Source organism: Paenibacillus sp. FSL K6-4396 (genome assembly GCF_038002525.1).
GTDB lineage: Bacteria > Bacillota > Bacilli > Paenibacillales > Paenibacillaceae > Paenibacillus > Paenibacillus amylolyticus_B.
On the sequence record NZ_JBBOCR010000001.1, the window covers coordinates 6,020,322 to 6,041,281 of the forward strand.

Here is a 20,960-nt window from a genome sequence, read left to right on the forward strand (position 1 = left end):
CCCTATTTGATCTTCCGGTATATTTTTTCGGTCCGGTCTAACGGCTCATAGGTATCACTGAACTCTGTAAAATGTATCGATTCTTTTGACCCCAGAACCAGAATACCAAAGTGGCTCAAGCTCTCATGAAATAGCCCATGCACATGGTTCCGCAGTTCATCATTAAAATAAATCATGACATTACGGCAAAAGATAACATTAAACTCGTTAAATGACCGGTCTGTTGCCAGGTTATGCTCGGCGAAAATGATGTTCTTCCTTAGAAAAGGATGAAATATCACCGAATTGTATTTCGCTGTATAGTACTCGGAGAAGGCTCTGGTACCCCCTGCCTCCAAATAATTTGTAGTAAATAGTTTCATTTTCTCAATGCCATATACGCCTTCTTTGGCCTGTTGCAAAGAGCGATCATTCATATCCGTTGCGTAGATTCTTGCCTTGTCATACAGTCCTTCCTCATGCAACATAATTGCCATGGAATAAACTTCCTCTCCCGTAGAACATCCCGCATGCCAAATTCGGATATACGGGTAGGTTCTCAGAATAGGAATAATCTGTTCCCGAAACATTCGGAAAAGCGAAGGATCTCGAAACATTTCCGTTACAGGGATGGATAAGTTCTGTACAAAACGGTCAAACGCGGAACGGTCATGAAGCACACGCTCCTGCAAGCCGGATATGCTCTTAACACCTTCAGCATGTGCATGATGCCAGATTCTTCGTTTCAGGGATGGCAATGCATAGTTTCTAAAATCATATCCATATAAACGGTGCATGCCTTCCAACAGCAACTCAATCTCGATCAGCTCTCGCTCTTCATCTTGCGGCATGCGGACCAAATCTGCCCCTGTCTCGGTTGGTTCCCACGGTGTCATAACTTCTCTCCACTTCTTCATTTGTTACTTGCGTATTCGTCGTATTGTCTTTCATTACCCAAACAATGAACATACGAATAATGAACTTACGAATACAGCCATACGCGCATTAAGGATAACAATTGATCTGTCTGGATCGGTTTTTTCACATAATCAGATGCCCCAGCCTCAATACATTTACCGCGATCCTCTTTCATCGCTTTGGCCGTAAGCGCAATAATCGGCAACTTTTCAAACTGCGGGATCTGTCTGATTCGTGTCATTGCTTCATAACCGTCCATCTCAGGCATCATCATATCCATCAGTACCAGATCAAATTCCGGATTTTTGTCCAAAATCTCCAAAGCCTCTCGGCCGTTCTCAGCAAACGTCACATCCATCCGATAGCCTTCAAGAACACTTGAAAGGGCAAATACGTTACGAATATCGTCATCTACAAGCAATATTTTCTTGCCTTCAAACAACGTTTCTTTGTTGTGTAGCTTCTGTAAGATTCGACGCTTGTCTTCCGGCAAATTGGCTTCTACCCGATGCAGGAACAAAGTCGTCTCATCCAGCAGACGTTCCGGTGACTTGACATCTTTGATAATGATGGATTCCGCATATTTGCGCAGCTTCATTTCTTCCTTGGAATCCAGTTCTTTGCCTGTATAAATTATAATCGGCAGATCGTTCAGATATTCATCATCGCGAATCTGGTCGAGCAACTCAAACCCGGTCATATCCGTTAACATTAGATCCAGTACCATGCAGTCATAACGCTGGCTGTGTAATTCATTCAATGCCTCACTACCTGTCGATACAGCGGTGATTGCAACATCATCATGACCAATCAATTCAATAATGGCTTTACGCTGAATTTCATCATCTTCGACGATCAACAGTCGTTTTAATTGATTCTCAGTATATGATTTGATATGCGAGAATGCTTTATCCAGTGAATCCTTGCTCGAAGGTTTTTTCAGATACGCAATGGCGCCCATCATCAGACCTTGCTTCATATCATCAATAACTGAAATCACATGAACCGGAATGTGACGTGTTGCCGAACTGCTCTTCAGCTCGCCCAGAATGGTCCAACCATCCATCACCGGCAATTGAATATCCAGGATAATGGCATCCGGCAGATATTGACGTGCCATTTCAAGTCCTTTATCACCTTGAAGGGCAACAAGTGCTTTGAATCCTCTTCCTCTCGCCATATCCATCAAAATATGTGCAAAGTTCACATCGTCCTCAATGATGAGAAGGATTTTGTCACCTTCCATAAGATTCTTCCGATCATCTTCGATCTGCGTGACATCTGGAGTATGGGTAGGAGAAAGATCTGTACCCACGCTACGCTCCGGATCAGGAGAGAGAATGGACTGATGACTTGAAAGCATGGTCCGTGTTTCGATGGACTGTTCATAAAGATCCTCTGAGGATACAGCCGCTTCTCTTGAAGCACCTTCCTCTGCCAAGGCTTCCTCTTCATGATTATCCGGCAGGTATAAGGTAAAGCAGCTACCTTCGCCTTCGGATGATTCCACCTGTATTGCGCCACCAAGCAAACGTGCCAGTTCCCTGCTAATGGACAATCCCAGGCCAGTTCCACCGTATTTCCGACTTGTAGTCCCATCCACTTGCTGGAATGCTTCAAAGATCAGATCCGTTTTATCCGATGGAATGCCAATACCCGTATCTTTCACACTGAATCCGAGATATTCCTGATTGGTGTTCATATAACCCGGCAGCTCTTCCGGTTTCATCCGTCGTCCAATCAGACTAACCGAACCTCGATTGGTGAACTTAAATGCGTTCGACAACAAATTCCGTAAAATCTGTTTGACGCGATGACTGTCGGTGTACACCCATTCCGGTAGATCGCTGTCGAAATCGATATTCAAGTTCAGTTCCTTTTTATTCGCCATCGGTCCGAAGTTCTGCTGAACAAAGCTAGTCAGCTCTTCCATTCGAACTGTCTCATAATTGATATCCATCTTACCTGCGTCCACCTTGGACAGATCCAGAATCTCATCAATCATCTTCAGCAGATCCGCGCCCGACATGTAGATGGTTTGAGCATATTCCTGCTGTTTGTCAGTCAGATTTCCACCTTTGTTCTCCGACAATAGCTGGGACAAAATGAGCAGACTGTTCAATGGTGTACGGAGTTCATGTGACATATTCGCTAAAAATTCGGACTTGTACTTGCTTGTCATCGACAGCTGTGTAGCTTGCTGTTCCAATTGTGTCTTCGTTTTCTCAATTTCGTCATTTTTCTCTTCAACTTCACGCACTTGCTCTTCAAGCGCCCGCGTCTTGGCAATGAGTTCCGTATTAAAATGTTCCAGTTCTTCCTGCTGACGCTGCAGCAATTCCTCGGATCGTTTAAGCGCCTCTGTCTGCTCCTCCAGGTTCTCATTGGAACGACGGAGTTCTTCTTGCTGTGTCTGCAATTCTTCCGATTGAACCTGCAGTTCCTCAGTCAGTGCCTGGGATTCGCGCAGCAGCTCCTCCACACGCAAACGACGTCGAACGTTGTTCAAAATTACGCCCAGGTTCATAATCAGTTGTGTGAACAACTGTTTGTGAAGTTCATTGAAACCTTCAAAGGAAGCCACTTCAACTACACCAATCAGTTCATCTTCAAACACGACAGGATAGATCATGATACCCGCAGCACGTGTTGAGCCTGATGCTGAACCAATATGCACATAATCTTCAGGCGTATTTTCCAGAATAATCGGTGTCATATCCAGCGCGGCTTGACCAATCAGGCCTTCACCGATGCGATACATTTCTTTACCAACATCTTCGTTCTCTTCAAATGCGTATGCACCGTAACGTCTCAGTTCGTCGGGATGTTTCTCCTCATCGATCAGATAGACGACACCCAACTGAGCGCCAAGCACAGGTGTGAACTCACTGATAAACATCTGTGAGATTTGGCGAATGGAGCCAATCCCCCGAAGCAGCTCCGGAACTCTTGCGATGTTCGAACTCATCCAGTTTTGATCCTGCTGAGCCTGTACATAAGCCCTCTCGATTTCCAGTTTTTCTTCCAGATCACTGGATACATCTTTGAACACACTGGCAATCTGACCAATCTCATCGGTTGATTTGACCTGTATGCGCCGAATGGTTCGGTAACGCCCTTTACCAAAGCTGGTAATCATCATAGATACCGTGTTCAGCCCCCGCGTAATACTCGGCAGCACCCACATAATGACACCCAATGCCAGCAACAACCCCGCAATCATGATACTTATCGTGATCTGTACGGCTCTCGTATACGCTGCATTAGCGTTTTTGATCTCGGCATCAATCTCTTGGTCCTGATAACGGGAAAGAGCATTCAAACTATCCACAGCTTCTTTTTGCACCGCGAGTCCTGTTGAATTGCGGTAGTTATTCGCATCTTCCACCCGGTTTTGGGACATCAGGCTAACCTGCCTAGTTGCATAGTTGTTATAAGCCTCCCATGCCGTGTTGACACGATCCACCAGCTGATGTTCAGGTGCACTGTCTGCCCTTTTTCTCACTTCCTCGAGGTTACGATCGCCACGCTCTTTCATCGCTTTCAAATCCCCATCTGCTGCCCCAATGGAGTTGGTTGGGTTTAATAACAAGTTAGCCAGCACTTTGGCAATGTCATTAACCTCTCCGCGGGCAGCTGAGGTGAACCTTACTTTGAGATAACGTTCCTGATACATCTGATCAATCTGCTTATTGCTACTGTTCAGGCGTTCATAACTCACAAATGTGAGTACGATCAGAATAGCCATCAGAGCGGTAAAACCAATCAGCAGTTTATTCCTGATCTTCATTCATCCCCCTCCCCTTTATCCAAAGTAATCCAGACCAGACATTTATCATCATCCCGCTCCTGGGGAATTTCGTCGTCAAAAAACATCGCCTGCATGGCAGCTTCATTCCACTGATGTGAGCCTGTCAGTTTTTCGATCAGGAATTCATGTTGTTCTTCCTGCCCGCCCTGAACAGCTTCCAATAATCCATCCGTATAAAGTGCAATATGCCCGTCACCCTCGTAATGGATCGTTTGTGGTTCAATATCCATCTTGTCAAATAAACCCACAGGACAGCAGACGCTGTCAAATGTGGTGACACTGCCATCGTTTCGGAAAAATAAAGCAGGTGGATGCCCTGCATTAACATAATCAATGCGCTTCATCCGTGTATCAACGACCAGATAAATTGCCGTGAAATAATACTGCACCAATTGTTTTTCCAGATGGAGCTGGTTAAAACGACGGTTCAACTCCTGAATGACCTTCTCTGGATCCACATAAGTGGTAACCGTATCTTTCAACACAGAAGCGATAAACATGGTAAACAGGGATGAAGATATCCCATGTCCCATCATGTCGAGCAGCAGTACTCCGTAACGGCCTTCCCCAAGGGGGTACCAAGAATAGAGATCACCGGCAAGCTCAAAGGATGGTTTATAGATGGCATGCACTTGGAACAGCGGGTCCCTAATTGCCGGACTTAAAACCGCATTTTGGACCATCGCTGCCAACTTGAGCTCATCCTGAATACGTTGATCACGCTCTTTGTGCCAATCCTTCTCCTGTTTCAAACGAAGTGCGAGTCGAATTCTGGCCATCAGTTCGACTTTATTAATCGGTTTGGTCACATAGTCAGATGCACCTGCATCCAATGCTTCGGCAAGTTTCTTGGAGTCTCCGATGGCAGTCACCATAATAATCGGTATATCCTTCAGATTCTCAAATTTCTGCACAATACTGCAGGCTTCGATACCGTCCATCTCGGGCATCATCATATCTAGCAAAATTAGATCAATATCCGACGGTCTTGGACGAACTTCGTTGCTTTCCTCCCCAATTCCCAACACTTCAAACATTTCCATGGCGGAACTCGCCGTTACAATGTCACGATAGTTCTCTTTTTTCAGAATTTCTCGAATGATAATGACATTCGTCGGATTGTCGTCAACAATAAGTATTCTCATTGATATCTCCTTATCTGTGGCGTCCGGGTTTGTCGATTCTTATTAAGTAAAAACGAACGTTAATTATACAAATTTTTCATACAAAACGGCAGTAGACATAATAATTCCTAGTATAACTATAATCGTAAAATCAAAAAAACTCTATCAGTAAATGGCACCATCACGGGTAATGTTCACCGCTTTTCGCCCTGTTTTTGCAGCGTCCTGATCCCGCTTCCAAACTTGCAAAAACATAGATAAGGAATGGGGAAAGCCCCATTCCTTATCTATGTTTTTGATTAAGCATTTTACATAAATGATTCAGAAGCTTGTCCATGTTCAGCAAACTTCAACTTATCGGGTTAATCTTTCTTTTTAGCAATAACGAGCACTTTACCTTTGTCGAGTTCACTCTCGTAGAAGTCCGCTTCGGCTTCGGTAAAGCCTATCGAAACAATTTTGGCCCGGAGTTCATCACCACGTGAGCGGAACAGATTCGCCAAGGAATCAAATACGCCTTCTTCCTTAATGCCAATTTCTTTGGCATCTGCTGTATCTGCAATTCGATCTGTACGATCCTTCTCATGGGCGAGAACAAAGATTTGATCAGCAAGGTATCCGGTAATCTGCAATTCTTTCACCGCTTCTACCGCTTGGACTCCGTTTTCTACCACTTTTGCATAAGCTTGCTCATTGGTTGAATTCATCGTTTCCACTCTCCTCTGATTTAATCTTCTGTATCGAGCTACTTAATATATAACCATACTATATGGGGTTGAAACGATTCGGTAATAACCAATCCTAGGAAACTGTGTCATCAAAAAGATCAATGCCTTCAATCTGCTGAGAGCCTGACTTCATATATACTTTCAGAGCCTGGTCTCCACGCAGAAACACTTCTCCGTCCTCTGCCACATAATAAGGTTTCCCGAGAGCATGATGGATCGCTTCAATATTCATCTCGATTCTCTTTCCGTTTAACATGATGTGATTCTCAGATGCATCGATATGCACATATTGAATGACATCCGTATCTTCACACAAACCAACCTTTACATCATGAAAGTGATATTCAGGACACCCCAGATAAGGATCTTCCTGCTTATGCCCCGGCTGGCCCTTCTTGGCCAACAAATCATCCATGGTGTCATCCAGAGAAATGCCATTCAGAGTCCGAAAATGCTGGAAAGTCTCGGATCGATCAACAGCCAGAGTTACCTCTGACGCCTTCTCTTCCATTGCCGTCCATTGCATATCGTGAGCAGCGGGTACCGCTGCCGGTTGAACGGAAAAGGGAGAAATTACGCTAAACATCACAAGCAGTAGTTTCATCATGATTCTCACCCTTTCATCAGGTTCATCACCGCTCTGAAGGCTTCTTTATGGTTACAAAGCGGTCATGTTACTTGCGCATCCGTTGCCATACATTCGCTGCAACATCAATATACTTCATCCAGTTTTTCCCGCCCTTAGCTTCACCATTATATGTAGCTTCATAGGATTGCAGGGTACGGTCCGTTGATGTAGCAGGCGGTGCGGTTACATGAACCGCTTCAGCATGTTTGGTCTGTTCAGCGTTGTTACGTTTGGTCTGAAATTTCGCCATCAGCGTTGTGGAGACTTGTTTGGCTGCTGCCGTCACTTCATTCAACACTTCACCCAGATTCTCAACAGATTCCATAACAGGATCAATTTTTTTCATTTTGTGCTGTACATCCACCGTAATATCATTGGCATGTCTTACCGTCTGCTTCACTTCATAACTAAGTTCATCAATGGTTTTCTGTACCTCCTGCAATGTTTGTGAGACATTGTCCAAAGAACCCTGAGCGGATTTCAAGGTACGAATTAAAAAGAAAACCAGTACTGCAAATGCCACTGCAATCAGGGCCACGCTAATTTGATAGATCATAGAAGAACCTCTCTTTCCATATGTGCATCAGTTTGTTATTGCTATAGTTACCCGGCGATTTCCCGGACGAAACAATATTATATATCCCTTCATATATGCCTTCGCTTGGAAAAAAAACCAATGTTTCAAGTGGTTAGCACTCGGTTAAAGTTAGACTACACAAGGCGGTGAGGTGAACACAACTCACTGCACAATCAATTATACGAAAGGATGAAACCTTATGTTGAAATGGTCTGTATTATTTCTAATTATTGCTCTGGTAGCAGGTATTTTTGGATTCTTCGGTATTGTTGAAGCAGCTGCTTCAATCGCGAAAGTACTCTTCTTCATCTTTGTTGTACTGTTCGTAATCTCCCTGATTACGGGGCGCAGCCGAATGCGATAACCTCAGGCTCTGATATGACTGAGTGTTTACTAAACGAATACATACAAAAGCCGATCGTGCTACCAAGCCGATTGGCTTTTGTGCGTTCAGGCATAGGTCAACTTTTCTATATTATGTATTGCACTCCCTTCTGCTTTATTCCAATCCGCCCTCGTATGAATCCCAAAAAATCAGGACCTTTTTGAGATAGCCAACCCGGTTTTATCCCACCGAAGTATGATATTTACAGGCTTGCTATATACCCACATATGAGCCAGTTGACACTGGAGAATGCAAGAAAATATTGTTATAATTTGTGATTCATAAGGGTGCTTGCTTGGTTACTTGTAATCAGGACAACATTTTACATACCTACCGAGGAGGAAAAACAAAATGAAAAAAATCGTGAGTTTTGCCGCTGCTTTAACGTTGATGGGTTCGATGGCTGCCGCTGCAGGTGCTGAGGAAGCGGTTACTGGAACGGTAACTCCGGAAACAGGAACTGAGGCTACAACAACGCCAACGACCACTACAACTCCAGCTGTTGAAGTGAACAAACCTGCTGTAGAAACAGTAGAAGGTACTGCTGAGACTGTAACAGGCACAACAACAGACACTACAGGTGCAGAAGGTACTTCAACTACAACTGAAACGCCAGCTACGACTACAGATGACAAAATGTTTGAAGAGCCACTCGTAAAACCAGGCGATGAAGTCCTGGCACCAACGATGTTGCTGAACCTTCTGGAGCGCACTTGGTTCTATGATGCACCTAACGGTAAACCAATCGGTGCATTAGGTTCCCAAGTCATCGATACAACAGGTGAAGTGGTTGATGGATTCGATGGCGGCGAGTGGGTACAAGTATACACTTGGAAAGGCAAAGCGTGGATCCACGTTGCCATTCAGTAACATCGTATAATCGTTCTAATGATAAGTAAAGAGGACAGCACGCACAATCGCGGCTGTCCTCTTTTGATTTTCCAAGATGTTCACTCCCTGTTCAAGGGTTCCTTGTGACTTCTTCCGTCTTTGGTTCCACATGTACATGTACATGCATGATGTTATGCGATCGCTTCAACCGCTCTTCAACACGGTCACAGATCTGATGGCCTTCAATCAAGCTTAGGCCTCCGTCCACTTCAATGACTACATCCACAAGTACATGACTGCCATGCACACGTGCCTTCACATCCTTGATCATCTCAACACCGGGAACGCGTGCTACCGAGGATCTGAGATCCGTCAGTTCCTTCTGGTCAAATCCATCGGTAAGACGATGTGTAGAATCCCGGAAAATCTCCCAAGCCGTTTTGCAGATCAACAGACCTACAGCAATGGCAGCTACTTTATCCAGCCATGGAAGTCCGAACTGCGCACCTACAATTCCAATTGCAGCGCCTATGCTGACCCAGGCATCCGAACGATTATCTTTCGCCGCAGCCATCAGAGCCTGACTATTAATTTGTTTAGCCAGACGGTGATTGTAACGATACACGCCTAACATCACCACAGCACAGACTACAGCCACCGCTGCCGCCCACAGGTTTGGAGCAACAAAGGCTCCTTCATACCAGGAGCGAACGGCTTCAACCAATACTTGCAGCCCAACCATAGCCATAATAAATGAAGCCACCAAGGCAGCAACAGTCTCCGCTCTGAAATGACCATAGGCATGATCCGAATCAGGTGGTTTCTGGGAGATCCGAAGCCCGATCAATACAGCAACGGATGCCACAATATCCGTAAGGTTATTAAAACCATCAGCTAACAAGGCGCTGGAAGCAAATAAATAACCACAGATCAGCTTAAAGGCGGACAAGACGAGATAGGCTGCGATACTAACCCAAGCCCCTCGCTCCCCTTTTCGAATTTCTTCATAAGCGTTCAAACCGGGCGACACCCCTTTTAACGTTTCGTATTACGGTTTTTTCATGTTAACAAATGTGGAGCGTGTGGGTCTACAGAAACAGTGTTGCCAGGCTCCATTGCTGTAGGCAAGCCGAAACAAAGTTGCCAGACGGCAGGGCTGTAGTTAATGAGAAAAAATGTTGGCCTGGGTAAAACCAAAGGTTTTGAGCATTTTATCAGGTTGCCCTTGTAGGGCTTTTGTAAAACGTATAAAATAGGTACATCCCGTCCAATCTGGACGGCTCACTGTAAGACCGGGAGGGAAATAACGATGAGCGAAAATAACGAACCGAAAAAGGTCAGTTTGCAGGATGCTATACGCCAAAAGCTGGCGCAAAAGAAAGAACAAGCAAATTCTGGTAACCAATCCAGCGCCTACTTTGAAGGCGGACCTAAAGCGATGAAGAGTCAAAACAACAAGAAGCCTAACAACCAGCGTCGCCGTACTGGTGGATCTTAGGTCTTAAAGCCGCAGAGAAACCCATTGAATTACAAAAAGAACCGCAAGCCCTCTTTACAGAGGCTTGCGGTTCTTTGGTGTTCCTATAATAATGTGCTGCAGATGATGCTTCGTTTAAGCTTCTACCGGATACATTTTATTGCGCAGTTCTTTGATTTCATCACTTTCCAGATATTCGTCATAGCTCATTTGGCGATCAATGATGCCATTCGGCGTAATTTCGATAATCCGGTTAGCAATGGTTTGAATGAACTGATGGTCATGGGATGTGAACAGCATGGTGCCGTCAAAATCAATCATACCATTGTTCAGCGCTGTAATGGATTCGAGATCCAAGTGATTCGTAGGCTCATCCAGAATCAATGCGTTAGCACCAGTCTGCATCATTTTCGCCAGCATACAGCGAACTTTCTCGCCCCCGGAGAGTACGCTTGCCTTTTTCAAGGATTCCTCACCTGAGAACAACATACGTCCCAAGAATCCACGCAGATACGTTTCATCCTGATCTTTGGAATATTGACGGAGCCAATCCACAAGAGTCATGTCTACACCGTCAAAATATTTGGAGTTGTCTTTCGGGAAATAAGCTTGAGTTGTAGTTACACCCCATGTATATTCGCCGCTATCCAATTCCGTTTCACCCATAAGAATATCAAACAAAAGTGACTTGGCATTTCCGTTCGGGCCAACAAATGCAATTTTATCCCCTTTGTTCACGACAAAGCTGATATCATTCAGCATGTTTACACCATCAATGGATTTGCTGATACGATCTACGGTCAACAATTGTTTACCGGCTTCACGCTCAGGTTTGAAGTTGATAAACGGATATTTACGGTTCGATGGACGAAGGTCATCCAGCGTGATTTTGTCGAGTTGTTTCTTCCGGGAAGTTGCCTGTTTCGATTTCGAGGCATTTGCAGAGAAACGTTGAATAAAGGCTTGAAGCTCTTTAATCTTCTCTTCTTTTTTCTTGTTGGCATCACGTTGCAACGCAAGTGCCAATTGGCTGGATTCATACCAGAAGTCATAGTTACCTACGTACAACTGGATTTTACCAAAGTCGATATCCGCAATGTGCGTACATACTTTGTTCAGGAAGTGACGGTCATGGGATACTACAATAACAGTACCTTCATAGTCCATCAAGAAGTTCTCAAGCCATTGAATGGATTCGAGATCCAAGTGGTTGGTAGGCTCATCGAGCAACAGGTTGTTTGGACGACCAAACAATGCTTGTGCAAGCAGGACACGAACTTTTTCATTACCACTTAGTTCATTCATTTTCTTATCGTGCATGTCACGGTCGATACCCAGACCGATCAAGAGTGCCGCTGCATCCGGCTCAGCATCCCAGCCATTCAACTCGGCAAATTCACCTTCAAGTTCACCCGCACGCAGGCCGTCTTCTTCTGTGAAGTCCGCTTTGGCATACAGCGTATCTTTTTCTTTCATAATGGCATAGAGACGACTATGGCCCATAATTACCGTTTCGAGAACCGGATACTCATCATATTCAAAGTGGTTTTGCTTCAAAACGGCCATACGTTCGCCCGGGGTGATGTGCACCTCTCCCGAGTTTGATTCAATTTCACCGGACAAAATTTTCAAGAATGTTGATTTACCGGCTCCATTGGCGCCGATGAGGCCGTAACAGTTTCCTGGTGTGAATTTGATATTTACATCTTCAAAAAGTGCACGTTTTCCGTAGCGGAGCGTGATGCCGCTTGTACTGATCATTAAGCATACCATCCTTTATTGGTTAATCTGCATACTGCATGAATAGCAAGTTGCGTAAATCATGGATTCAATATCCCGATGCCTATTCTGGCACCATATTATAACACAAAAAAGCGGCAAATTCGAAAATTGGCCGCTTTTTACTTATTAAAGATTTGGTAAATGTACTGTTCATGCAGGCATATCCCTACATTAACATATTTAGCTCACTTTTGTTAGTCCCGTTTACCTTCCTCGTGGTGAATGCGGAGTGTTTCACCATGACCAAGCACCCGAATCCGCTCTTTACCAATGCCTAGCCGTTCACGTTCAACTTCCAGCCGATCAAGCGCTTCCTTGGGCGTATCATCCGCCAGCTTGAATGTGCCGTAATGCATTGGCACCATGAGCTGTGAACCGGATTCAACGAAACCCTGCAGCGCTTCTTCAGGTGTCACATGCTGAGAAGTCATGAACCACTCCGGATCGTAGGCACCGATGGGCATCAGGGTAACACCAATGTCAAAGCGCTCTCCAATCGTTTTGAAACCCTGGAAGTAACCTGTATCACCCACAAAATACAACACAGGCGGACCGCCTGATGCTTTGGATGTTTCATTCTTCCCTGATTCCGTGGATGATTCATCCTGACTGCTCGCTGTTGCAGCACTTTCCGCTGCTGAAGTCGTCGCCGCATGGTTCTGTTCCAACACATAACCGCCCCAGTGGGACGTATTGGTATCAAACAGTGTTCGGCGCGTCCAGTGCTGTGCAGGCACAAAAGTTATTTTGACTCCGCCAAGTGTCATATGATCCCACCATTTCATCTCCTGGCATCGATGGAATCCTTTGCGAATCATCTTGCGCTTGAGACCATCGGGTACGATCAGCAACGTCTTGGCTGTAATCAGCTTACGCAAGGAAGCCAGATGCAGATGATCATAGTGGGAATGGGATATCAGAATGACATCCAACGGTGGAATATCCTGAATCGGAATGCCGGGGGCACCGAGCCTTCGTTGAAATCCCATTTTTTCGGCCCACACCGGGTCAGTCACGATGTTCAATCCATAATATTGAATGAAAAACGTGGAGTGACCAATCCAGGTAATACTTGTGTCATCCCGGTTGGCATGTAGATAATCCAGTTCAGGCGGGTGTTTGGGCACGGTGTAGGAGTAGTCCTTCACTTTATTGCGCCGTTGCTCCCTCCATTGCTTGAATTCCTTCAGCGTTTTGTCCGTACTTACATTATCGATATTGTTATAACGGATTTTCGGCATGAAAGGGCCCTCCTCCCTTCCTCATTTCTTAACAAGAGATTACCCCAAACGGGAATGGACGTACCAACCAATCAATCCTTTGGGTTCTTATATACGGCCAAATATACAAACAGAAAGACAATAGCAGCCGCAATGATCAGTGGAGGGGCGTACATAATGGTGAATGTCTCAAAAAAGCTTAATCCGGTTATACCGGGTATCCCCGTGACTCCCTCAGTAGATAGTGGATCCAGCAAGGGAGTCATGTGTAAAAACATGTTTGGGTGCATGAACAGACTCATCCTTTCTTTTTACCAGAATTACCGCGCACATAATTGGCATCAAACAGGAACAGCTTCATAATCAGCACAAGCGAAGGAATGAGCACGAGTAGCCCCAGACTAAACGCTGTAATGAGCGCAATCCCCATCGTACGATTCGTAAAGCTGTCGTAAATATTGATGTAAGGATACAGAATGTACGGAAGGTGGGATCGCCCATAACCATACCAGGCAAAGGCAAACTGAAGCATGACAGCGACAAAGCACCAACCTAGATATTTACTTTTCCACACCAGCGACACGGCAATGACAAAACAAATAAACGAAGCGATGAACATCCACGAAATATTCACCATCTGCTCAAAGTGTGCGGGATTCTGTTTGTTAATCTGCAGAAAAGCCAGAAAGCTCGCAAAAATGGTAGGCAAACTCCAGAGCAGCGCGTACTCTCGAAGCACCTCATATGCCGGCTCATCCCCCGCCCGCTTCGCATAATAGGAAAGAAACATCGCCGAGATGTAGAGCACACTAACCAATGCAAGCAAAACAACCGACCAGGTATAGGGATTCGTCAGAAATTCACGCCAGCGAAAAAACACCTGATCGCCCACCTGCTCAATGATCCCGCCTTCGGATATTGCCAAAATGGTGGAGAATACAGCTGGAATCAGCAATCCCGTCGCCCCGTACAATGCCATATAGATCCGGCTGTTCTGCCCATGGTTGCCATAGGTATTGTAGGCGTAATATACGCCCCGGATCGCAAGCAGTACAATAGCCAGTGAACCCGGAACCAGCAAGGCAGTCCCGTAATAGAAGGCGCTGTCCGGATAAAAGCCGACCAATCCGACCACAAAAAAGATCAGAAACACATTCGTCACTTCCCACACAGGAGACAGGTAGCGCTGAATGATGTTATGAATTTTGTTCTCGTGCCCAGTCAAAATGCTGTAAAAGCTGAAGAACCCGGCCCCAAAATCAATCGAAGCGACGATCAGGTAACCGAACAAAAATGTCCACAATATCGCGATGCCTGCAATTTCGAAACTCAATGCACGATCCCTCCTTCAAGCCCCAGAGACTCCAGTTCCTTCTCTGCTTCCTTGTTGCGGAACAGCTTGCTGAGTACCCGAATGCACGAGAAACACAGGATCAGATACAGCAAGATGAACAACACCAGCATCCATCCTACCGAAGTTGACGTCGTAGCCGCTTCCGCCACCTTCATATACCCACGTAAGATCCAAGGCTGTCTGCCAACTTCAGCGAACATCCACCCCAGCTCGATGGCAATCATGGCCAGAGGCCCCAGCAAGACAATGCCAAGCAGCAGCCATTTGGGATATGGCTTGCGCCCTGGTAACCACCGACGCAGTACATATAACACAGGAATCATCAGGATGATCACTCCGGTTGTGACCTTCAGGTCGAACATATAGTGAATAGACAATGGTGGCCTCAGATCCGCAGGATACTCTTCGAGACCTTTCACTTCCGTATCTGGACGATTTCCCGCCAAAATGCTAAGGGCATACGGAATCTCAATGGCGTATTTCACCTCATTGTTCTCATCCAAAATCCCCCCATAGACGAGCGGTGCCTCTTTCATCGTCTTGAAATGCCATTCTGCGGCAGCCAGCTTCTCCGGCTGATATTTCGCAAGAAATTTACCGGAGGAATCTCCGATCATGACGGTGCTAATCGCAAATACGAGTGCAGATACCGTCGTGAGTTTCAGTGCTTTTTTGTAATACACATGATCCCGTCCCCGAAGCAAACTGAAGGCGGCTATCCCCGCCAGAATACCTGCACTCAAGGTGTAGGATGAAGCGAGTACATGGGACACTTTGGTTGGCGTTGCCGGATTCAACATGGCAGCAATCGGATGAATGTCCTTCATAATGCCATTAATCAGGGTGAATCCCTGAGGCTGGTTCATGAAGGAGTTCACCGTTGTAATGAAAATCGCAGATGCGGATGAGCCGAGAGCTACCGGAATCAACAGCAGCATATGCGTATATTTCTTTTTGAAACGATCCCACGTATAGAGGTAAATGCCAAGAAAGATCGCCTCGATAAAAAAGGCAAACGTCTCCATGAACAGCGGCAGGGCGATTGCCTGACCCGCTACCCGCATAAACATCGGCCACAGCAGACTGAGCTGTAATCCGATCGAGGTGCCTGTAACGACGCCAACGGCAACGGTGATGACAAAACCTCGCGCCCACCGGCGTGCCAGCAAGGTGTAATGCATATCATTGGTTCGGAGTCCTCGCCACTCGGCCAAGGCAATCATAAGTGGAACACCTACACCGATAGAGGCAAAAATAATGTGCACAAACAAGGTAAGGCCGGTTAGTATCCGGCTGAGCAAAACAGGGTCCAGGGATGACATGGTTACACTCCTCTTTCACATAATCGTTATGTACGACAGCAGTTACTCTGCTTGAACATGTATCTCAATAACTCATAATTCGGATGATGCTCTTCACAACGGCATACAGCACAACCACAGCTGCAACCAGACAGACGATGATGAGTGTTTTCTCTTGTTTACGGAACATATACCTGCCGTCCTCCTTTTGCATGGGATGCAAATTATGGCTCTATAGACAGTTTGCAAAAGAAGTTGTTTTTTTATCCGGGGAAATTGAAAAACAAAAAAAGCCTTTCCCCTTATCGCGCTCACGCGCTGAAGGGCAAAGGCTCTATTCGTAGGTCTCGTACATAATTATTATTCATGAAAAAGTGAAATACATTTCTTCATTCTTCAAAGCTCACACCAATACGTCCTGCTTGGGCAGTCGAACCTTGAACGTACTTCCTTTGTCCGGTGCAGATATAAAGGTCAGTGTACCCTTATGGTCCTCTACAATTTTACGGGAAATGTACAACCCAATTCCTGTTCCACCAATCTGCCGATGATCCGAATTATCGACCCGATAGAATTTGTTGAACAACATGTCCTTCTCTTGCTCCGCAATACCTATTCCATAATCACGCACATCAAGACATAACCATTCCTCTTCTTCCCATAACGTAACATCAATACGATCTGCTCCCGGCGAATACTTAACTGCATTGCCCACCAGATTATGCAGAACCTGAACCATCCTGTTCTGGTCAGCATAAGCAAAAAAGTCTCCATTAAACGTATGCACGTAGATACGTTGGGCAGACTTCATATTCCACTGTTCGGCAACCCCTTCTACCAACTCAACCAGCGGTACATACGTCATGTGGTAAGTCATACCTTCGTTGTCTAGCCGCTGAATATCAAGTACATCATCGAGCAAACTGCTCAGCCGCTTGCCCTCCGAAGAGATGGTCTGCATGAATTCCCGCTGCTGAGCTGCCGGAAGGTCATACATCATCATTAATTCCACATAACCCATAATGGTGGCTACAGGCGTTCGAAGCTCATGAGATACCACACTAATCAGCTCATTTTTCATCCGATCCAGCCGTTCTTCTCCTGTCCGGTCACGGAACACCAGCAGAAATCCATGGTTTTTACCCGGGACATCCATCTGCTTCATGTACAAGGAAAATACACTTTTATCCACATTATTGAATATAAATTCGGTCTCGATAAACGCTGTTTCTCCATTCAGGAATGCTCTTGTCTGTTCCATCAGATTGAAGTTGTCCGTTAATACCATCGTATCTATCGCTTGCGCCAAATCCTCAATGGATCTGCCCATAAAATCACCCAAACCAAACATCTCTTCTATCCTTCGGTTGACGATGGTTATGGTCCCTGATCGATCAGACATCACGAGCCCTTCTCGTACGGATTCAATAAATTGCTCACTGATATCTCGCTGTTCCTGAATGGCAATCTTCTCATTGAACAACTCCGAGTTCAGCTTCTCCAGCGCAAGGGCATGACGTACACGATCTTCTTCTGCTCTGGTCCGCTCTGTAATATCCTTAATAAACAGGTTATATAATGTCTCATTTTTGCCCAACTGGATCTCAACAATTTTGTACTCGATCGGAAATACGGAACCATCCCGTCGGATACCTGAAATTTCTTCAACGGTGGTGTATCTTTTACCTTCAACATATTCAAATCGCTCCAGCAAATTCTTGATCTCCTTGCAGCTGGCCCCTTGAAAAAGAGAAGGTGCTTCCTTGTGCAGGATCACTTCTTCCCGACGCAATCCAAACATTCTTTCAGCCTCCGGATTAAACTCAACGATCAGCCCATTGGAATCCACTGCGATAATCGCATCAATAGAGGATTCAATAATGGCACGTTTGACCTCTTCACTGTTCTTGAGTTCCTTGGTACGCTCAATAACCCTGTCCTCCAGCGTTAACTTGTCGTGACGAATCTGTTCGAATTGTTCCAGTAGCACATCGGCCATTTTGCGCAAATTACCAATCAGGATCTGTACTTCGGTTACATGGCTGGTTGGCCACTCCATCTTCCCATTTCGAAACAACAGCCTCGGAAGAGAGCCTGTCATCCTGGTCAGTCTTAACAGCGGGCTAACAACCTTACTGCTGAGAGGAGCCGCTACGATCATGGAAGCCACGATGATGATGAACAGGGATTGCAGCGTGGTCAGATAAATGGATTCGATTCGGGGGTAATACTTGGACGAGTCAGTCACAATGAATACCCGATAAGGTGTTAATCTTGTCATTTCTGCTTCATAGATAAAGGAGGCTTGTTTCCAGTGATTCAGTACATCGCTGTAATGGATATTTGCGGAACTTAACAGAAAGAGGTTATCCCTTGATTTCAGAAGACGGAATCTGTCCATGTCCAGGTAATCGCCCGCCTGAAGTGTATTCAATCCAGAAGCGACGACTGTATCATTCCGATCCAGCAGAATTACATTCACGCCTAGTAGATGATGATAACGCGCCATATTCTGATCCATATTCTCAGAGGTAACATACTCTTCATCAATGTCCTGAACAACCGCAGTCGCTGCATATTTCATATCACGTAATATGGCATCATTCATTTGACCCAATTGTCTGCGGCTATCTGCGGATAACAGTAAGAGAGAAACAAATACCACAAAGGCGACTACGTATTTAAACGCAATTCTTGTTAATGGAATGGTTCCCGTCCGCTTTGATTTGTGTTCACCCGTGGTGATCCAGAAATCAACTACAATTCCCGCAATCAGCGCATTTACCATACCAATCACAGCAATATACATATACTCATACTTCAAATCGTCTATATCTAAACCCAACATAAAATGCCCGGAATAGATAACAGGAAGTAACATCACTACCCAAAAGACAGCATTAGCCTTGATTAGGCTGCCATTCTTCCAACGGATCTGCCAAACGAGCATCCAGATTAATTCCAAGAAGTGGGCAAGCATTACAGTTAAGTTGTGCGGCACAAAGCCGACAAAGACAGTATTCAGCAGATGGATGACTGTAAGGGTTACAAATCCATAGATGGCCCCATGCAAACGAAGAGCAACGAGTGCTGCCGCGCTACCAATCATAAACTGTACACCATAGAATAAAGTAAACGGAAAAATAGTGCTTAGTGAGCCCAGAATGATCAAAATGCTGGTCCCAATCCAGGGTATTCTCAGCTTCAACACGACCCAATCTAGCATATGTCTTGCCTTTATACGATCCATAAGCAATTGTCCTCATGGATCATTTTTTCTACTGTTTTCAACAACAACGTTGGTTCCCCCTATAAACTTAAGCGGATACAAATATTACTTTTTTCCCCTTAACTCGTTCTGATCCATTATACTGTAATTAGTACTTGGTGTAGATTTGGGAAATTCTGATTGATCGGCAACCAAACTGCATTCATGCTAGAATATTGAAGTTCATCAAAAAAAGCGTATTCTTTCTCTACATATACATCCTATATTTTGGGATAGAAACATTAAAAAATTTGCGGCATTTATTCGCAATTCACCTTGTTTTTTTAGCATTTTCTTAACATATTATTTTCACCAGGAGTGTGACCCTATGACTATCAAAGTACTTCTTATAGAAGATGAGAAAAATCTGGCCGACATGATTGCTTTCTTTCTTGAGGAGGAAGGATACATCACTGAACGGGTTCATCATGCCCGCGAGGCACTTCAACTGTTTCCACAATTCCAGCCGGATATTGTTGTAACGGATCTCATGCTTCCTGAAATGGATGGAAATGATCTCGTAGAAGCCTTTCGCCAGCACTCCACTGTGCCCATTCTGATGATCTCGGCAAGCACCATGCTGAATGATCGACTTCGCGCATTGCATAACGGTGCGGATGACTTTCTGTGCAAACCATTTAGTTTGAAAGAGTTGGATGCCCGGATTAAAGCACTGCTGCGAAGATCAATCATTTCCTATAAGGATAAACCGGTAAAAGAAGATAAGCAGGCAGAAGTTACTGGACATGTGAATGTGAATGAGTACAGAAGAACTCTGTTCGTGGATGGTGTTGAAATCGAGGTCACTCATATTGAGTTTGAGATTATGAAGGAATTGTACCGCAATCCGGGTAAAGTGTTCACCCGCAATGAACTGATGGATCGGATCAAAGGCTCCGAACGCGCCTATCTGGATCGTACCATTGATGTTCATATCTCAAGTCTGCGTAAAAAAATTGAGCCTGACCCCAAGAACCCACGTTATATTAAGACGGTTTGGGGAACAGGCTATAAATATGTGATCTAATACGATCGTAACGATTAAGAAGTTAAACATCTTTGGCCATATCTCTCTTTTATCTCATGGATAAGATGGGTGGTATGGCTATTTCTGATTTATGGATAGACGAAGAATGAAACCAATTTTCCATATCCTTGATTAGTTGATTCGGGTCATGCTCGTTCCAGAGAATCATCTTCATCTCACCTGTACCTGTAATCTGTTGCAGGTGACGCTTCCGAATAAGAGATTTGAAATCCGTAATGACCAGTAACGGAAGTTGTGGCATAAAAGCCCGAATGGCATTTGCTGCTGACACCGCTTCTTCGGCAACCTGATAATCAACAATGCAATAACGGGCATTTTCCCAACTTCCCCGATGTGTTTCTATCGCAGAACCAGATGCTGAGTCCTCAATCCAGTTCCTGAACAATTGAATAATATTCTCATATGCAATACGACGTTTTCCATCCGAGAGCACGGTAATGGGTTCCATAGGTATAACCTCCAGTTGATTCTTATCTTTATTGTGCCAATTTTCGTTTAAAAATGTTTGTGCGTGAACATGAAAGAAGTG

18 protein-coding genes are annotated in these 20,960 nt (G+C 45.0%); 4 read left to right on the top strand and 14 right to left on the bottom strand.

Translation table 11 applies throughout. The features are described from left to right. Positions 1–2: 2 nt before the first annotated feature. The 6 genes from MHB85_RS26485 to MHB85_RS26510 form a co-directional block, all read right to left on the bottom strand. The gene (locus MHB85_RS26485) at positions 3–875 is read right to left on the bottom strand and encodes a CheR family methyltransferase (protein ID WP_074096446.1); all 873 of its coding nucleotides are present in this window, start codon (positions 873–875) and stop codon (positions 3–5) included. Positions 876–961: 86 nt separating this feature from the next. Continuing rightward, complete coding sequence (locus MHB85_RS26490; protein ID WP_091019333.1) at positions 962–4,687, bottom strand: response regulator; 3,726 nt, start codon at positions 4,685–4,687, stop codon at positions 962–964. Continuing rightward, positions 4,684–5,853, bottom strand: coding sequence for a PP2C family protein-serine/threonine phosphatase (locus MHB85_RS26495; protein WP_341073949.1), 1,170 nt, complete (start codon positions 5,851–5,853; stop codon positions 4,684–4,686). The genes MHB85_RS26490 and MHB85_RS26495 overlap by 4 nt, the downstream gene beginning before the upstream one ends. Before the next feature lie 341 nt (positions 5,854–6,194). Beyond that, positions 6,195–6,539, bottom strand: coding sequence for a general stress protein (locus MHB85_RS26500; RefSeq protein WP_341073950.1), 345 nt, complete (start codon positions 6,537–6,539; stop codon positions 6,195–6,197). A gap of 94 nt (positions 6,540–6,633) precedes the next feature. After that, a complete protein-coding gene (locus MHB85_RS26505) occupies positions 6,634–7,167 on the bottom strand; it encodes a hypothetical protein (RefSeq protein WP_091019329.1) in 534 nt (177 codons plus the stop codon). Positions 7,168–7,234: 67 nt separating this feature from the next. Further along, positions 7,235–7,744, bottom strand: coding sequence for a DUF948 domain-containing protein (locus MHB85_RS26510; RefSeq protein ID WP_036668007.1), 510 nt, complete (start codon positions 7,742–7,744; stop codon positions 7,235–7,237). Positions 7,745–7,964: 220 nt separating this feature from the next. Between MHB85_RS26510 and MHB85_RS26515 the strand changes: the two genes are divergently transcribed. Continuing rightward, entirely contained in the window at positions 7,965–8,129 is a 165-nt protein-coding gene (locus tag MHB85_RS26515) for a DUF1328 domain-containing protein (protein WP_017692264.1), read from the top strand. Between the two features lie 372 nt (positions 8,130–8,501). Continuing rightward, positions 8,502–9,020, top strand: coding sequence for a hypothetical protein (locus tag MHB85_RS26520; RefSeq protein ID WP_124118117.1), 519 nt, complete (start codon positions 8,502–8,504; stop codon positions 9,018–9,020). Between the two features lie 91 nt (positions 9,021–9,111). Here MHB85_RS26520 and MHB85_RS26525 read toward each other — a convergent pair whose 3' ends face one another. Further along, positions 9,112–9,999: a cation diffusion facilitator family transporter gene (locus MHB85_RS26525; protein WP_341073952.1), complete on the bottom strand. Its 888-nt coding sequence runs from the start codon at positions 9,997–9,999 to the stop codon at positions 9,112–9,114. 291 nt (positions 10,000–10,290) lie between these two features. Here MHB85_RS26525 and MHB85_RS26530 point away from each other — a divergent pair, with 291 nt between their 5' ends. Then, entirely contained in the window at positions 10,291–10,479 is a 189-nt protein-coding gene (locus MHB85_RS26530) for a hypothetical protein (protein WP_017692261.1), read from the top strand. Positions 10,480–10,593: 114 nt separating this feature from the next. On the opposite strand, the gene MHB85_RS26535 is transcribed toward MHB85_RS26530, so the two are convergent. From MHB85_RS26535 to MHB85_RS26555, 6 genes are all read right to left on the bottom strand, one after another. Beyond that, a complete protein-coding gene (locus MHB85_RS26535; protein WP_062836460.1) occupies positions 10,594–12,219 on the bottom strand; it encodes an ABC-F family ATP-binding cassette domain-containing protein in 1,626 nt (541 codons plus the stop codon). A 215-nt stretch (positions 12,220–12,434) separates the two neighbouring features. After that, positions 12,435–13,481, bottom strand: a complete 1,047-nt coding sequence (locus MHB85_RS26540; RefSeq protein ID WP_341073953.1) for an MBL fold metallo-hydrolase — start codon at positions 13,479–13,481, stop codon at positions 12,435–12,437. Positions 13,482–13,552: 71 nt separating this feature from the next. Beyond that, positions 13,553–13,762 (bottom strand): cytochrome bd oxidase small subunit CydS, encoded by a 210-nt coding sequence (cydS, locus tag MHB85_RS31240; RefSeq protein ID WP_432749791.1) that lies wholly within the window; start codon positions 13,760–13,762, stop codon positions 13,553–13,555. After that, the gene (locus tag MHB85_RS26545; protein WP_076212671.1) at positions 13,759–14,793 is read right to left on the bottom strand and encodes a cytochrome d ubiquinol oxidase subunit II; all 1,035 of its coding nucleotides are present in this window, start codon (positions 14,791–14,793) and stop codon (positions 13,759–13,761) included. Before MHB85_RS26545 ends, cydS begins: the two co-directional genes overlap by 4 nt. Further along, on the bottom strand, positions 14,790–16,136 hold the full coding sequence (locus MHB85_RS26550; RefSeq protein ID WP_124118119.1) for a cytochrome ubiquinol oxidase subunit I: 1,347 nt from the start codon (positions 16,134–16,136) through the stop codon (positions 14,790–14,792). Before MHB85_RS26550 ends, MHB85_RS26545 begins: the two co-directional genes overlap by 4 nt. A gap of 382 nt (positions 16,137–16,518) precedes the next feature. After that, entirely contained in the window at positions 16,519–19,365 is a 2,847-nt protein-coding gene (locus MHB85_RS26555) for an ATP-binding protein (RefSeq protein ID WP_341073955.1), read from the bottom strand. A 346-nt stretch (positions 19,366–19,711) separates the two neighbouring features. On the opposite strand from MHB85_RS26555, the gene MHB85_RS26560 reads away from it, so the two are divergent. Next, positions 19,712–20,410, top strand: coding sequence for a response regulator transcription factor (locus tag MHB85_RS26560; protein ID WP_036668013.1), 699 nt, complete (start codon positions 19,712–19,714; stop codon positions 20,408–20,410). 49 nt (positions 20,411–20,459) lie between these two features. Here the strand turns inward: MHB85_RS26560 and MHB85_RS26565 are convergent, their stop codons facing one another. Beyond that, the gene (locus MHB85_RS26565; RefSeq protein ID WP_210110118.1) at positions 20,460–20,879 is read right to left on the bottom strand and encodes a hypothetical protein; all 420 of its coding nucleotides are present in this window, start codon (positions 20,877–20,879) and stop codon (positions 20,460–20,462) included. Between the last annotated feature and the right edge of the window lie 81 nt (positions 20,880–20,960).

Excerpts from the sequence above, each read along its gene's own strand:
- MHB85_RS26485 (WP_074096446.1), bottom strand. The coding sequence starts at position 875 with ATGACACCGTGGGAACCAACCGAGACAGGGGCAGATTTGGTCCGCATG.
- MHB85_RS26490 (WP_091019333.1), bottom strand. The coding sequence starts at position 4,687 with ATGAAGATCAGGAATAAACTGCTGATTGGTTTTACCGCTCTGATGGCT.
- MHB85_RS26495 (WP_341073949.1), bottom strand. The coding sequence starts at position 5,853 with ATGAGAATACTTATTGTTGACGACAATCCGACGAATGTCATTATCATT.
- MHB85_RS26500 (WP_341073950.1), bottom strand. The coding sequence starts at position 6,539 with ATGAATTCAACCAATGAGCAAGCTTATGCAAAAGTGGTAGAAAACGGA.
- MHB85_RS26505 (WP_091019329.1), bottom strand. The coding sequence starts at position 7,167 with ATGATGAAACTACTGCTTGTGATGTTTAGCGTAATTTCTCCCTTTTCC.
- MHB85_RS26510 (WP_036668007.1), bottom strand. The coding sequence starts at position 7,744 with ATGATCTATCAAATTAGCGTGGCCCTGATTGCAGTGGCATTTGCAGTA.
- MHB85_RS26515 (WP_017692264.1), top strand. The coding sequence starts at position 7,965 with ATGTTGAAATGGTCTGTATTATTTCTAATTATTGCTCTGGTAGCAGGT.
- MHB85_RS26520 (WP_124118117.1), top strand. The coding sequence starts at position 8,502 with ATGAAAAAAATCGTGAGTTTTGCCGCTGCTTTAACGTTGATGGGTTCG.
- MHB85_RS26530 (WP_017692261.1), top strand. The coding sequence starts at position 10,291 with ATGAGCGAAAATAACGAACCGAAAAAGGTCAGTTTGCAGGATGCTATA.
- MHB85_RS26535 (WP_062836460.1), bottom strand. The coding sequence starts at position 12,219 with ATGATCAGTACAAGCGGCATCACGCTCCGCTACGGAAAACGTGCACTT.
- MHB85_RS26540 (WP_341073953.1), bottom strand. The coding sequence starts at position 13,481 with ATGCCGAAAATCCGTTATAACAATATCGATAATGTAAGTACGGACAAA.
- cydS (WP_432749791.1), bottom strand. The coding sequence starts at position 13,762 with ATGAGTCTGTTCATGCACCCAAACATGTTTTTACACATGACTCCCTTG.
- MHB85_RS26550 (WP_124118119.1), bottom strand. The coding sequence starts at position 16,136 with ATGTCATCCCTGGACCCTGTTTTGCTCAGCCGGATACTAACCGGCCTT.
- MHB85_RS26555 (WP_341073955.1), bottom strand. The coding sequence starts at position 19,365 with ATGGATCGTATAAAGGCAAGACATATGCTAGATTGGGTCGTGTTGAAG.
- MHB85_RS26560 (WP_036668013.1), top strand. The coding sequence starts at position 19,712 with ATGACTATCAAAGTACTTCTTATAGAAGATGAGAAAAATCTGGCCGAC.
- MHB85_RS26565 (WP_210110118.1), bottom strand. The coding sequence starts at position 20,879 with ATGGAACCCATTACCGTGCTCTCGGATGGAAAACGTCGTATTGCATAT.